The sequence below is a fragment of the Leptothoe sp. EHU-05/26/07-4 genome (assembly GCF_043421015.1).
Taxonomy (GTDB): Bacteria; Cyanobacteriota; Cyanobacteriia; order Phormidesmidales; family Phormidesmidaceae; genus Leptothoe; species Leptothoe turfae.
The window spans coordinates 433,907-446,520 of the sequence record NZ_JAXSQV010000004.1 but is presented as its reverse complement, the minus strand read 5'-3'; the positions used below and the strand labels follow the sequence as shown (position 1 = coordinate 446,520).

Genomic DNA, 12,614 nt, shown 5'->3' with positions numbered 1-12,614 from the left:
CCATAGGCTAAAGGACACATTATAGGATTGCCTGGAGGTGAAGACGGTAGGCGTTAGACTACACAGCCAGTGTTTCCTGGCGCTGACGAAAGTAGTCCACCAAAAAATCAATCGCCCGACGTACCCGCAAAGGTAAATGCTGACGATTGGGATACACAATCCAGGTAGAGCGATCCCGATCCCAGAAGTCTTGCAAAATAGGCAATACCTGTCCAGCCTCTAAAGCTTCCGCCAAATTTACCCGAGGCGAATAGGCAATGCCTAATCCCATCACAGCTGCTGCTGCTAACGCTGGTCCATTGTTGCTACGCCAGACCCCAGATACCCGGATAAACCGTTCTCCATTAGGGTAGGAAAATCGCCAGCGGTCGGTATTGGCAATTAAACAAGCATGGTCGCGCAGTTCCTCAGGCTCGATGGGCTTACCCCATGCCCGTAAATAGTCAGGACTGGCACAGGCCACCAGGGTGCGCCCGGTTAGTTTGCGAGCAATCAGACTGCTATCTTGCAGCACTCCATAGCGAATGGCAAAGTCAAACCCTTCATCAATCAGGTCGATATTACGGGTATTAAAGTCGATGTCGATGTGCACTTGGGGGTGCTGTCGAGCAAACTCTGCCAAAGCGAGGGCCACATAGCGTTCTGCAAAAGCTCCTGCTGCCGATACACGAATGCGACCCACCACCTCAGCCGTCTCACCCACCACCACCTGGTTGGCTTCTTCTAACCCTGCCACCAGTTCAGAACAGCGACGATAGTATTCTGCTCCAGCATCTGTCATGCGCACTTTACGGGTGGAGCGGGCCAATAACCGAATGCCTAATCGCTCCTCCAGAGCAGCCACCTGACGACTGACATAGGATGTGGAAACGCCCAGCCGCTTTGCGGCAGCGGAGAAACTGCCTGCATCCACCACGGTCACAAATTCTGACACACCATCCCAAATGCCCATGGATCTATATTGTTGCTGCTGAGCAAAGGTCATTTAACTAAACTCGATTTTATATTGTCTGAGCAACAATAAGCATATAGTTGACCGATTCGACCCAACTGGGACTGTAGTACTGGCTTTTAAGACAATGCCGACGGGTATTGACAGTTAGGCAAAATAGCATTGGTTTAGCGTGCTTTAGGGTTTTCGGATTAATTTCTTTGTGCTAAATTTTTCAGATTTTCTAAATTCGTTAGGAGCAACGTTCCATGGCTAATCCTCGTATTCTGATTGTTCTCACATCCCACGACCAACTAGGTGACACCGGACATGCCACTGGGTTCTGGCTAGAAGAACTGGCCTGTCCCTATTACACCTTTTTAGATGCTGATGCCACTGTTACGCTTGCATCTATCCAGGGGGGCCAGGCTCCGTTAGATCCAAAAAGTCACCTAGAAGAGAGTCAAACTGACGATACAAGGCGTTTTATAGCAGATAGTGCAGCCCAAAACGCATTAGCCAATACCCTGGCTATTGACCAGGTTGATGCAGGTGATTATGACGCTATTTTTATGCCCGGTGGTCACGGCACCATGTGGGACTTTGCAACCAGTTCTACCCTGAGCAATTTGATTGAAGCCTTTGATGAGGAAGAGAAAATCATTGCAGCTGTCTGTCATGCGCCTGCTGGATTAGTGAATGTGAAAACCTCTGCGGGGGAGCCGTTGATCAAGGGTAAAGTAGTCACTGCCTTTTCCAACAGTGAAGAAAAGGCAGTTGCATTAGACACGGTTGTTCCCTTCTTGTTAGAAACTCGTCTGCGGGAGTTGGGGGCAATCTTTGAAGCCGGTCCAGACTGGGGAGCTTTTGCTAAGCAGGACGGTAACTTGATTACGGGTCAAAATCCAGCTTCGTCTGAACCAGCAGCTCAGGCTGTTTTGGCGGCGTTAAAGTAGGCTTTGGAAAAGTTTTTGAGTGGTGTGCGATCGCATCACGCTGATGGAAAGTCGGATGCGATCGCACAGAGTAAACAACTGCCTCCCCTTACTCCCTCTTCCCCTTGAACTCTCCTTATCCTCCATCACCTTCCACTTTTATCAAGATTCTTATCGCAAAAGTGTCACTTAGCACCTATTAAGGCAAAATTGGGCGGCTACAATAGCCTCACCAATCTGGAAAAGGCGATGGTATCCCTCAGATCCAAAACGTTATTCTTTTCTGGCATCACCGCTGGTATTGTTATCAGCTGGTTGACTCAGCTAACCCCAGCCTGGGCCAACTGCCCCGATTGGGTCGGTAGTGTAGAGTGGCATCGCCCTACAATGACCGCCCATTTCCAATTTCTACAAAACCAGACCAGCTATCCATGGGGTAACGCCCGTGTTTTTGAACGTATTGAAAACGGCCAGGTCTTTCTAACAGAAGCTTTTGATACGCTCGACGGAGAACAAAAGCAGCAAGTACTTCAGACACTGTTCTCCTTTGATAGTCGAGACTACCTCACCGAAGAAGACTATTTAGAACGTCTGAAAGCACCAGGAATGGGACTGTCTCCCTACCAGGTCATGACCCATGAGGGCCGTTTACTACGCGGAGTGTATGACGGCTGTACTGTGTTTATCCTATTGACCGAAAAGCAGCGCTACAGCTGGGCCTATCTTAGTCAGGGTCGCAGCCAGCCCTATAACCTAGCCGATAGCCTGTTACGCAACGCGGGACAACCAAGCTGGCGACAGGTTAATTTCCCCATCGGTGCCATGGCCGAAAAGAGAGTCCGGCTTAACTTCTGGAAATCCATAGGCTATGAAAACCGTGACTGGTGGATTGCCTGGGTGCCAGAAAATGGCTATTTTGAAATTAATGTCCCTGGGAATTTTGACACAGCTCTACTAGAAGACTATTGGCAAGTTGCCGATCAAAACTACCGTTATATGATTGTAGGCAACGACGGAACCTGGCTAGAAGAGAAACGATTTTAGATAAAAGCTAAGCATGAGTGTTTAGGGACTTACCGCTGAATAAAATACCCGTTTTGCCTGGCTGTCAGATGTTAGGCGTTGGGTGCTTTAGCCTATTAGCTATGAAGCTAAAGTACTGTCAACATTTCAAACAGTGAACTTTACCAGAATAGCGTATAGCGATGGGACTATTAGTCAATGGCATATGGCAAGACCAATGGTACGATACCAGTAGTACCGGCGGACGCTTTGTTCGTAAGGCCTCTCAATTCCGCAATTGGATTACACCTGATGGTGCCCCTGGCCCCAGAGGAGCAGGTGGCTTTAAGGCAGAAGTTGGACGCTATCACCTTTATGTCTCTTACGCCTGCCCTTGGGCACACCGCACCCTAATTTTTCACACCTTAAAAGGCCTAGAAGAGATCATATCGATCTCTGTTGTCCATTGGCTTATGGGTAACAATGGTTGGACCTTTGAACCAGGAGAAGGCGTCATTGCCGATTCTTTATTTAATGCTAAGGTTTTACATGAAATCTATACCCATGCTGATCCTAACTATACTGGGCGGGTAACCGTACCTATCCTATGGGATAAACAAACTCAAACTATTGTTAACAACGAATCGTCAGACATCATACGCATGCTTAACAGTGCGTTTGATCAAATTGGGGCTAAATCAGGAGATTTCTATCCTGATTCGCTCAGAAAAGAAATTGATACCTTGAATGAACGTATTTATAACACCGTCAATAATGGCGTGTATAAATGCGGCTTTGCCACTACCCAGACAGCCTATGAAGAAGCCTTAAAACCACTGTTTGAATCCCTTGATTGGCTGGAAGAGATTCTAACTAATCAGCGCTATCTTACCGGTAATCAGCTTACCGAAGCTGACTGGCGATTGTTTACAACGCTGGTGCGCTTTGATCCAGTCTATGTCGGACATTTCAAATGCAACATGCGGCGGATTGTGGATTATCCAAACCTTTGGGGGTATGTGCGCGAGCTATATCAAATGCCTGGTGTGGCACAAACGGTAAATTTCTCACATATTAAACGCCACTATTACCAAAGTCATGAAACCATTAATCCAACCAGCATTGTTCCCAAAGGTCCGGAAATCAACTTTATGAAGCCTCACAAACGCAAGTTGTAAAGGATATTTTCAGGTTTTAATCAGTAACAGTATCCCACTTGAACACATATACGTTAGAATGCGGAAGCGGCGAATGTCGATGGAAATCAATTAACTAAGATATGCTCGGAGTCATTCTTGGAGATGCGTTTGGTTCTGCCCATCAACGCACCAAAATCCAAGACTTTGAACTGATTACTCCAGATAGCCACTGGACAGAAAACACAGTTTTTACACTGGCTACTGCAGACTACTTGCTCTATGGCGGGGAATACGAAGAAAGCTATACACGTTGGTATAGTTGGTATCCCGATGTAAAGGGAGGGTACAACAACAGCTTTAGTGAGTGGGCTAAGACAAGTGGCCTAAAGCCTTACTACAGTTGTCGTAACGATGGCGCATTGAGAGCGGCCCCCATCGCCTATGCATTTGACAATCTTAAAGAGGTTATGGAAGAAGCTGAGCGCTCTGCCATGGTCAGTCACAACCATCCTGACGGCATTAAAGGTGCCCAAGCAACTGCTGCTGCTATCTTTCTAGCCAAAGAAAAGGCTCCAAAGGAGACCATCTCACAGCTGTTAACCAGTATTTTTGGTTATAGCTTTAAGACACCTTACCAAGAGTTGCAACAAAGCTATCAGTTCAGCTGCTTAGCAACAGACACTGTGGAAGCAGCTATTACTGCATTCCTGTACTCCAAGGACTTTGAAGATGCTGTTCGCAAAGCCATTGCCCTCGGGGGTGATGCTAAAAGCCTGGCCGCCATTGCTGGTGGTATTGCGGAGGCCTTTTATCCAAAGGTGCCAAAATCACTACAGACATTAGTGTGGGATTTACTGGATGAAGGTCAGCAAGATTTAATCACCGAGTTTCAGACCGAATTTGTAAGAGAGGTGTTACAAGTACAAGCCGCTTAATCCTTGGGTAATGAACACTGATAACGTTCAACCTCAGTAAACAGAGATACCGATAATCGACTGTTCCAAATTTCTTGTCGGCACTCCAAAAAGTCAGCAGCACACCGCGCAAGCAATTTTTCGAGCCTGCCACGGTGTGGGTTTTCTATAGCTAAAAAACCACGGCATTCCTTTATACGCGATTGATCAAGCTTTTGATCAGTCGCGGCTTTTTTTAACCGTCCCCTCACCGTAAAACAGCAATTCGCCTGGTCTAGCATCCATAGCAATCGTGGCTACATCGGCATCGAACGAGAACGTCTCGATGAAACCAAACCAGCAGATCTTAAGGAAGCCTTTAATATTGGAAAAGAGCTCTCTACTCCACTGAACAGACTTTTGTCCACAATCTTTGGCCCAGTGATCAACCATTTTTTTGCCAGACCATTAATATTTTTTTCAGATATGCTTAGCTACCGCTAATAAGCATATCTGTTCAAGCATTTGCCTGGGCGCGCGCTGTAGGCCAATTCAATCGTTCCGATAGATCCCCCCCTACAGGAGCACTCGTTTAAAGAACTAACCAACACCAAAACCAGACCAAACCTCTCCCGCCGCACCATGGGTGACGAAGCCACCTACATACAAGTCGACATCCGCAACGCCCCAGTGGTTAGCTTCCGATGCCATATCCTATGTGCCGGGTATGTGCTTTGGCATTGATAGTGGCGGATTAGACTAACCCATGCGCAAATGGAGAGGTTTATCGTGTTAATCCAAAGCAGCGGCAAGCCCGTTAATCAATTGGCTAATCTCATCCTCGATTGTGTAATGGAGAAACGATAATCGCAAAACTCCAGTATCAACGGGAATATTCATCTCCGCTAACGGACGCATGCTGTAAAAATTTCCCTGCCCTACCATCAGTTTCTTTTCTGCTAGTACCGCACATATCTCATCAATGGATTTCTTTTTGGGTACGACAGATACAGTGGGCGCGCGCAACGCTGGATCATCTGGCCCGATAATGGAAATATCGTCGCGCTGCCGTAGCCACTCCAGAAGAGGTTTTAGCAAGCTTTTCTCATGCTCTTGGAACAGTTTCTTAAGCTGCCGTCCCTTTTCTGCATGGTTAACAGCTTCAGAGAAATGATGCTCATAAACTGTATCCAGATACTGGGCTACACCAACAGCAGCAGCAATCTGGGCATGGTCCGGACCAGCTGGCAACATCTTTTTCCGAGCACTATGTGCATTAAAGGAATGTCCCTGGTTGGGTAATTTATCCATGATCTCTTTTTTAATAGTCATGAGACCGAGATGTGGCCCCCATGTCTTGTATAGGGAAAACAGATAAATATCGACCCCCAGAGCCCTAATGTCCGGCAGGCCATGGGGGGCATGGGCTACCCCGTCAACAACAACACAGATATCCGCAGTCTTTACCTTTGAGACAATCTCTGCGACCGGATTCGTATGGCCAATGACGTTGGAACAATGGGGAAATGCCAGCAGTCTGGTTCTATCGGACAACAGGGTATCCAGATGATCCGGATTCAACCTACCTGTCTCAGGGGCAATGCGCCATTCCTTAATCACAATGCCTGTTTTTTCAAGACGTCTCCAAAATCCGGCATTGGCCTCATGATCCTGATTAGAGAGGATGATTTCGTCCCCCTCGTGCCATATCTCCCGGAAGGCATGGGCCAAAACATAGAGGTTCTGGGTAGTAGATGGGCCAAAATGAACGTCATCTTCGCTAACATTGAGGTATGCAGCTAGTTGACGGTAGGCTTCATCCATTGCCGCACCAGCTTTTTGTGCGGCTGGATAATTGTAATAAGGTTGAACTTTGGTCTGTGTATAGTAGTCGTTTAGATGGGAAATTACCTGTCGGCATGTATAGGACCCGCCTGCATTTTCAAAAAAGCCCCATCCGTCTAATGACGGTTCTGCAAAGGCAGGAAATTGACTTCTAATAAACTGTGAATCTAACTGCGTCAAAGTTCTCTCCTCATCTCAGGCAACAGTAGGTAGTCATTAGCTTATAATGATCTCGCCTCGCTCAGGGAGATGCTAATCCTTGTGCAGGCAATGCTAGAGCGTTACATTATTCTATGGCAACAGATTTGTTAGGCGATGGTCTGCTCAATCAGGCAATAACAGTAATAGTCCCATAGCGAGGCTAATCCACTCGTCGCCATCAATGTCGAGTCACCAAAACAGCGTGGACCACAGATGGAGCAACCACCACACTCCACTTTGTCAGATGAACGGTACCAATGAATACTGTTTTATCCCTCAATAGACAGAGCTGTTTTGAAATCACCCAGGGACTGAAAGCCTATTTTTTCGTTCAGAAAACCGAGCTTTAGGGGCCAGTTTCAATGCCAAGATCTCATACTGAGAATTGCTGCGATTGAGCATAACGGATCGTGAAATCAGGTAATAATTTGATAATTTACTAAGTTATGTCCGAAAAATCAGTCCGTAGTTTCGGAGAAGAAGTTACAAGGAAGTTACAAAGAAGTTACAAATTTAAGGAGAGATTGGTACCTACGGTCACTCAAGCTGTTGGTGGCTGATCCAAGTAGCAGCTTGACTGCTGACTTTTTTGACGATTTTTTCGCACTTGAGCAAAGTCAATCGTATCTAACACTATTAGGGGTGCTAAGAGTACTATGGGCGATCGCAAAACTGGCTGGATTACTGACGGGCAGAGTCTCCAGGATTACCAGCTAGAAAATCAAGAAGTGAGGGCGCTTTTAACCCGTGTAAAAGTGACCAAACAGTTTATTCGATTCCTGGAAAAGGCCAAGCAGGAAATTACCCAGAATGATGAAGAAATTTTAGCGGCTACTCAGCAGGAGCTATCTGAGGAAAACCTCATCCCGAGATTTTTTAGATCCCTTAAAAAGTGGTTTACAAAGGATGCTAGCTCGAATGAGCTGCTGAACACATCGATCAAGCATCTTCAAAACAACATTAAACAGATTCTGGCTAATGTTGATTCGGACATAGAGTTATTTGATGCTGAGTTGGTGATACCGAATGACTACCAGGCCCAGAAAGATGTGGTCAATAGCGATCGCATCGCCCCCCCTATCGACACGGAAATCAGCCAGCACCTCGCCAAGATTTTAGATAGCAGCCTAGCAAATCTGCCAAAAAGCGTAGCATTTAACCATGAGCTGCTGGCACAGGTTGAGGGTGCTCTGCAGGAACTTTCTCCTATTTCAGCACAGGAAAAAGCAGCCTATTCAAAGCTGATTGAGGATGCTTTTCACCTGCTACCGGAGCTGATAGCTAAGCTCTCCAATGCACCAATACTACAGGAGCTGATGCAGCAGCCAGAGCTAATAGCCAACTTCACCAACTTCACAGATTCAAAAATGCTAAAGGAGCTGATGCAGCAGCCAGAGCTAATAGCCAACTTCACCAACTTCAAAAATTTGATATCACCCACTAGACCATCGGGGGACAAGCTTAAAATTCGTCAGTTTCCGCTCCCTACTACTGATCCAGACTCGGTTACTGGGGAGTCAAAGACGATCAAACTGCAACTGCCCCTGACTCGGCATCTGGTGAATCGCATTACCCATGGCGAAGACATCCTGCTGGAGCTGCCTAGGGTCGTGGATTTATCCTACTGGTGTTCGCCAGTCAAGGACCAAGGGAGCCTGAATGCCTGTACCAGCAGCGCCATTGCATCCCTGGTGGAATATTTCCAAAATCGCTACGCCCAGGGCTCATCAGCAGATGGTACCTTTACCCCAAGCCATCTCTCCGCTCGCTTTTTATATAAGGTTGCTCGTCGGTTGGGGGCTGGGGAGCTAGGAGCTGACGCAGTGAAACGATATGGGCGATACCTCAAAACCGAGACCGGCCAGGCTGTCTCCGAGGCAAAGCAGCAGGCTCTCTTGCAACAGCTTAAGGCAGACATGGAGGTCGCGTTTACGTCCACCGCACAGTTGCAGAAGTACATTGACGATGAAAAAATCGCCGAATTTATGACCGACTTTACCGATATCGGCGCTTCCCTACGGCAAACCTTTAAAGCACTACAGCTATTTGGGATTCCCCAAGAGCGCTACTGGCCCTATACCTCTAGCTCTCCAGATTTTGATCTAGAGCCCAGCCCCTTCTGTTACGCCTTTGCCCAAAGTTATCAGGCACTTAAATATTTCCGATTGGATCCCATAACAGAGAATCCTGGGTCCCCCAATGAGCCGACCTTGGAATGTGCTCAAATCATCCTGTCTCAAATTAAAGTGATTCTAGCCTCGGGCTTTCCTGCTGTCTTTGGCTTTATCCACAATGAAACCTACGATCAGCCCTACGGCAAAACATATACTAACGGGGGTAATATTGTCTGTCCGATAGATTCAGAGAAAATCAGCGCTCTCAAGCAGCAAATTCACGACCCTAACAACAGCCAGGTGACGGGCCATGCGGCTTTGGCGATAGGCTACGACGACGATCGCCGGGCCTTTTTGATTCAAAACTCCTGGGGAACTGACTGGGGCAAGCAAGGTTATGGCTGGCTGTCCTATGATTATGTGCTCCAGGGACTGGCCACCCACTGGTGGACGCTGCTGACCACCAAGTGGGTAGAGGTGAGCAACTACGGTCTTGATACTCGTTTAACGACACCGATTAAAACGAAAAAGGACAAGTAGGCTTTGCGCCAGTGGTGTCCCACGTTCTGTTTGCTAGAGCCCGTTTACTAGAGCCCCAGCCTGGTGCTTCCCAAACGATTACACCTAACTACCATCTACCCAGTGTTCCCAATGGATTTTTCACCTACGTCATCTGACGCGTCACCTGATACTGTTCAAGAGAGCCCTCGCAGCCAGTACGATCTCTTTGTTTCCTACTCCAGACGCAACAAGGTCTTTGTACAACAACTGGTGGAGCGGCTCCGCTCCGTCGGTTACAAGCTATGGGTAGATTGGGAAGAGATTCCCCTACTGTCTCAATGGCGAGAAGAAATTCGTCAGGGGATTGTTGCAGCAGACAATTTTTTGTACATCATGAGCCCTGATTCTGTGGCATCAGCAGAATGCACTAATGAAGTGGACTGTGCCATTGCCCACAACAAACGTTTAGTGCCGATTCTCTACCAAACGGTTGAGCCTCAGACAGTGAATCATAAGATCGCAGACGTCAACTGGGTCTTTTTTCCAGATCCTGACAAAGAACCCGACCAATTCGAGTCCGCTTTTACCGACCTGTGCGATTCTCTCAGCAAAGATCTCGATGCTGTCCGTGTCCACACCCGCCTGCTCACTAAGACCGATGAATGGTTGCATCACCAACAGGATACCAGTCTGTTGCTGAGGGGCAAAAACCTAGCGTTCTTCGAGCAGTGGGCGCTGTCCCCAGCTCAGCAAAGCTCTTCTCTGACGGAGCAGCAGCGGAACTATTTGCTTGCCAGTCGTCAAGCAGAAACTCAGCAGCAAAAGCAAACCCTGCGGCAGCAACGTCTGGCCTTGATGGTAATTTCCAGCCTACTGCTGCTGGTTGGTCTTTTCGCCACTGTCGGGGAGATGAGGCGACGCACCGCTGTCACCCGAGAAATTGCGGCCCTCACCACCGCCTCTGCCGCCACCCTGGCTCAAGGCTATCCCCTGGATGGCCTAAATCAGGCCATCCAGGCGGGCCATCGGCAGCAGCAGGCCCACTGGCTGAAGCAGCCAGATCTGTTGGCGTCGGTGCGGACCGCTATGGTAACGGCACTCTATCAAACCCAGGAATATAACCGCCTCGAAGGTCATGACGACTGGATATACGGCCTTGCAATACATCCTACCGATGGCACGATCGTCTCCGCTAGCCGGGATGGAGATATCAAATATTGGGAGTCATCGGGGCAGCTGCGCCAGACCCTGACCGACGCCCATGGTGGTGCAGCGATCAACTACGTGCGCTATAGCCCTGACGGGCAAATGATGGCCTCCGTCGGGGAAGACAGCCTGGTGCGCTTGTGGACCGCCGAGGGAGACCCCCTACACACCCTGAAAGGACACCAAGATTTTGTGCTTGGCCTGGCCTTTAGCCCCGACGGCAACGCCCTGGCATCGGCCAGTGACGACGGTACCGTCCGACTATGGAATTTGACTAATCAAACCAGCATAGAACTGACGGGGCACAAGGATATTGTAAATAAAATGGCCTTTAGCCCCGACGGGCAACTGCTGGCCTCTGCCAGTGATGATGGCACCGTGGGGCTGTGGCAGTCCGACGGTAAGTTTTTAAAGTTCTTAGCAGGTCATGGGAGCTGGGTGATGGATGTGGCCTTTAGCCCCGATGGCACAACCCTGGCTAGCGCTGGTGACGATGGCACTGTCCATCTGTGGCAGCAAGATGGGACTCTGATCACAAAATTCGTAGCCCACGACGACAGAATCAACGCCGTAGCCTTTAGCCCTGACGGCAGGTGGATTGCCACCGCCAGCCGCGATCGCACCGTCAAGCTATGGCGCAGCCAGGATCAGACCCTGGTAAGAACTCTACGGCAGCACCGGGGAGCGATCCAGACCTTTGCCTTCACCCCCGACAGTAGCAGCTTGCTGTCCGCCGGTCGCGATAGCGTTGTGCGTTTCTGGGCCTTGGATCTACCGCTGACCCAGCAATACTTGGGCCATCAAGGCGATGTCTACAGCGTATCCCTTGGTCCGGGTCCGGGGCAGTGGGTGTCCACTAGCGCCGATGGCAACCTCCGGATCTGGAACCAGGAGGGAAAGAGTCATGTGTTGCAAGGAGAGATCGACACTGTCTATCACGCTAGCGTCAGCCCCAACGGTCAATATATTGTCAGCGGCGGCAGCGACGATGACACAAACACTGGCCTAGTGGAGCTGTGGGACTCTGAAGGTCAGCTCCTCCGCAGCCTGGGCCGCTATGGTCAATGGGTTGTTAGTGTGGCCTTTGACACTGAGAATCAGACCATTGCCGCCGCCACAGATGATGGAACAGTTTATCTGCTGGGGCTAGATGGCACAGTCAAACACACTCTGGCCTATGGCGACTCGGTCTTTAATGTGGGTTTCAGTCCCGACGGCCAGCATATGACCGTCGCCGGAGAAGGCGGCCTCCAGATCTGGAATACGCAGACCTACGAGAAGGTTGAACAAATTGACTACCCCGCCAGCGTATACCAGTTTGACTATAGCCCTACCGGAGATTTGCTGGCCTTTGCCGCCAGTGACAACAAGGTGGGTCTTTGGACAGTGGGTTCAGGGAATCTACAAATCCTGGAGGGCCATGCAGGAGAAGTCTACGGAGTGGAGTTTAGTCCCGACGGCCAGCTCCTGGCCTCCGCCAGTGCTGACAAAACCATTCGCCTCTGGCAGCGATCCGGAGATGCGATCGCATCCTGGTCAGGCCACCAAGACGCTGTCCTTGATGTGAAGTTTTTCCAGGACGGCCTCTCCTTGATCTCAGCCAGCTATGACGATGCCCTAATCAGCTGGGACCTCAGCGTTCTAGATCTCAATCGGGCCATGGCAGTTGGCTGTGACTGGCTCCAGGACTATCTCACCAATCATCCCGAGAGTGAAATTGCCCAGCAGGGCATCTGTAGCGACGGGTAGTCTGATGGTGAGTGGTCGCGATTCATTATTTCGTATAAGGCAGCTTGATCATGGATAACTGCCACAAAATCGCGACCCCTGCCGCTCAACCCTGCTGG

The 12,614-nt window shown here is 49.2% G+C and carries 9 protein-coding genes; 7 read left to right on the top strand and 2 right to left on the bottom strand.

Annotated features, from left to right (window positions below; translation table 11 throughout):
* Positions 1 to 58: 58 nt before the first annotated feature.
* Positions 59 to 985, bottom strand: coding sequence for a LysR family transcriptional regulator (locus U2F10_RS15030; RefSeq protein ID WP_348917968.1), 927 nt, complete (start codon positions 983 to 985; stop codon positions 59 to 61).
* Between the two features lie 215 nt (positions 986 to 1,200).
* On the opposite strand from U2F10_RS15030, the gene U2F10_RS15025 reads away from it, so the two are divergent.
* The 5 genes from U2F10_RS15025 (at position 1,201) to U2F10_RS15005 (ending at position 5,404) form a co-directional block, all read left to right on the top strand.
* A complete protein-coding gene (locus tag U2F10_RS15025; RefSeq protein WP_163664638.1) occupies positions 1,201 to 1,887 on the top strand; it encodes a type 1 glutamine amidotransferase domain-containing protein in 687 nt (228 codons plus the stop codon).
* 228 nt (positions 1,888 to 2,115) lie between these two features.
* Positions 2,116 to 2,910: a phosphoribosylaminoimidazolesuccinocarboxamide synthase gene (locus U2F10_RS15020; protein ID WP_163664636.1), complete on the top strand. Its 795-nt coding sequence runs from the start codon at positions 2,116 to 2,118 to the stop codon at positions 2,908 to 2,910.
* 161 nt (positions 2,911 to 3,071) lie between these two features.
* A complete protein-coding gene (locus U2F10_RS15015; protein WP_163664634.1) occupies positions 3,072 to 4,046 on the top strand; it encodes a glutathione S-transferase family protein in 975 nt (324 codons plus the stop codon).
* A gap of 101 nt (positions 4,047 to 4,147) precedes the next feature.
* The gene (locus tag U2F10_RS15010) at positions 4,148 to 4,942 is read left to right on the top strand and encodes an ADP-ribosylglycohydrolase family protein (protein ID WP_499872570.1); all 795 of its coding nucleotides are present in this window, start codon (positions 4,148 to 4,150) and stop codon (positions 4,940 to 4,942) included.
* A gap of 258 nt (positions 4,943 to 5,200) precedes the next feature.
* Positions 5,201 to 5,404 (top strand): hypothetical protein, encoded by a 204-nt coding sequence (locus tag U2F10_RS15005; protein WP_348918289.1) that lies wholly within the window; start codon positions 5,201 to 5,203, stop codon positions 5,402 to 5,404.
* A gap of 288 nt (positions 5,405 to 5,692) precedes the next feature.
* Here U2F10_RS15005 and U2F10_RS15000 read toward each other — a convergent pair whose 3' ends face one another.
* The gene (locus tag U2F10_RS15000; RefSeq protein ID WP_250564945.1) at positions 5,693 to 6,925 is read right to left on the bottom strand and encodes an aminotransferase class V-fold PLP-dependent enzyme; all 1,233 of its coding nucleotides are present in this window, start codon (positions 6,923 to 6,925) and stop codon (positions 5,693 to 5,695) included.
* A gap of 677 nt (positions 6,926 to 7,602) precedes the next feature.
* Here U2F10_RS15000 and U2F10_RS14995 point away from each other — a divergent pair.
* Entirely contained in the window at positions 7,603 to 9,600 is a 1,998-nt protein-coding gene (locus U2F10_RS14995; protein WP_499872568.1) for a C1 family peptidase, read from the top strand.
* A 111-nt stretch (positions 9,601 to 9,711) separates the two neighbouring features.
* Entirely contained in the window at positions 9,712 to 12,516 is a 2,805-nt protein-coding gene (locus U2F10_RS14990; RefSeq protein ID WP_499872567.1) for a WD40 domain-containing protein, read from the top strand.
* Positions 12,517 to 12,614 lie beyond the last annotated feature (98 nt).

Coding starts and splice junctions, on each gene's coding strand:
- U2F10_RS15030 (WP_348917968.1), bottom strand. CDS start 985: ATGACCTTTGCTCAGCAGCAACAATATAGATCCATGGGCATTTGGGAT.
- U2F10_RS15025 (WP_163664638.1), top strand. CDS start 1,201: ATGGCTAATCCTCGTATTCTGATTGTTCTCACATCCCACGACCAACTA.
- U2F10_RS15020 (WP_163664636.1), top strand. CDS start 2,116: ATGGTATCCCTCAGATCCAAAACGTTATTCTTTTCTGGCATCACCGCT.
- U2F10_RS15015 (WP_163664634.1), top strand. CDS start 3,072: ATGGGACTATTAGTCAATGGCATATGGCAAGACCAATGGTACGATACC.
- U2F10_RS15010 (WP_499872570.1), top strand. CDS start 4,148: ATGCTCGGAGTCATTCTTGGAGATGCGTTTGGTTCTGCCCATCAACGC.
- U2F10_RS14995 (WP_499872568.1), top strand. CDS start 7,603: ATGGGCGATCGCAAAACTGGCTGGATTACTGACGGGCAGAGTCTCCAG.
- U2F10_RS14990 (WP_499872567.1), top strand. CDS start 9,712: ATGGATTTTTCACCTACGTCATCTGACGCGTCACCTGATACTGTTCAA.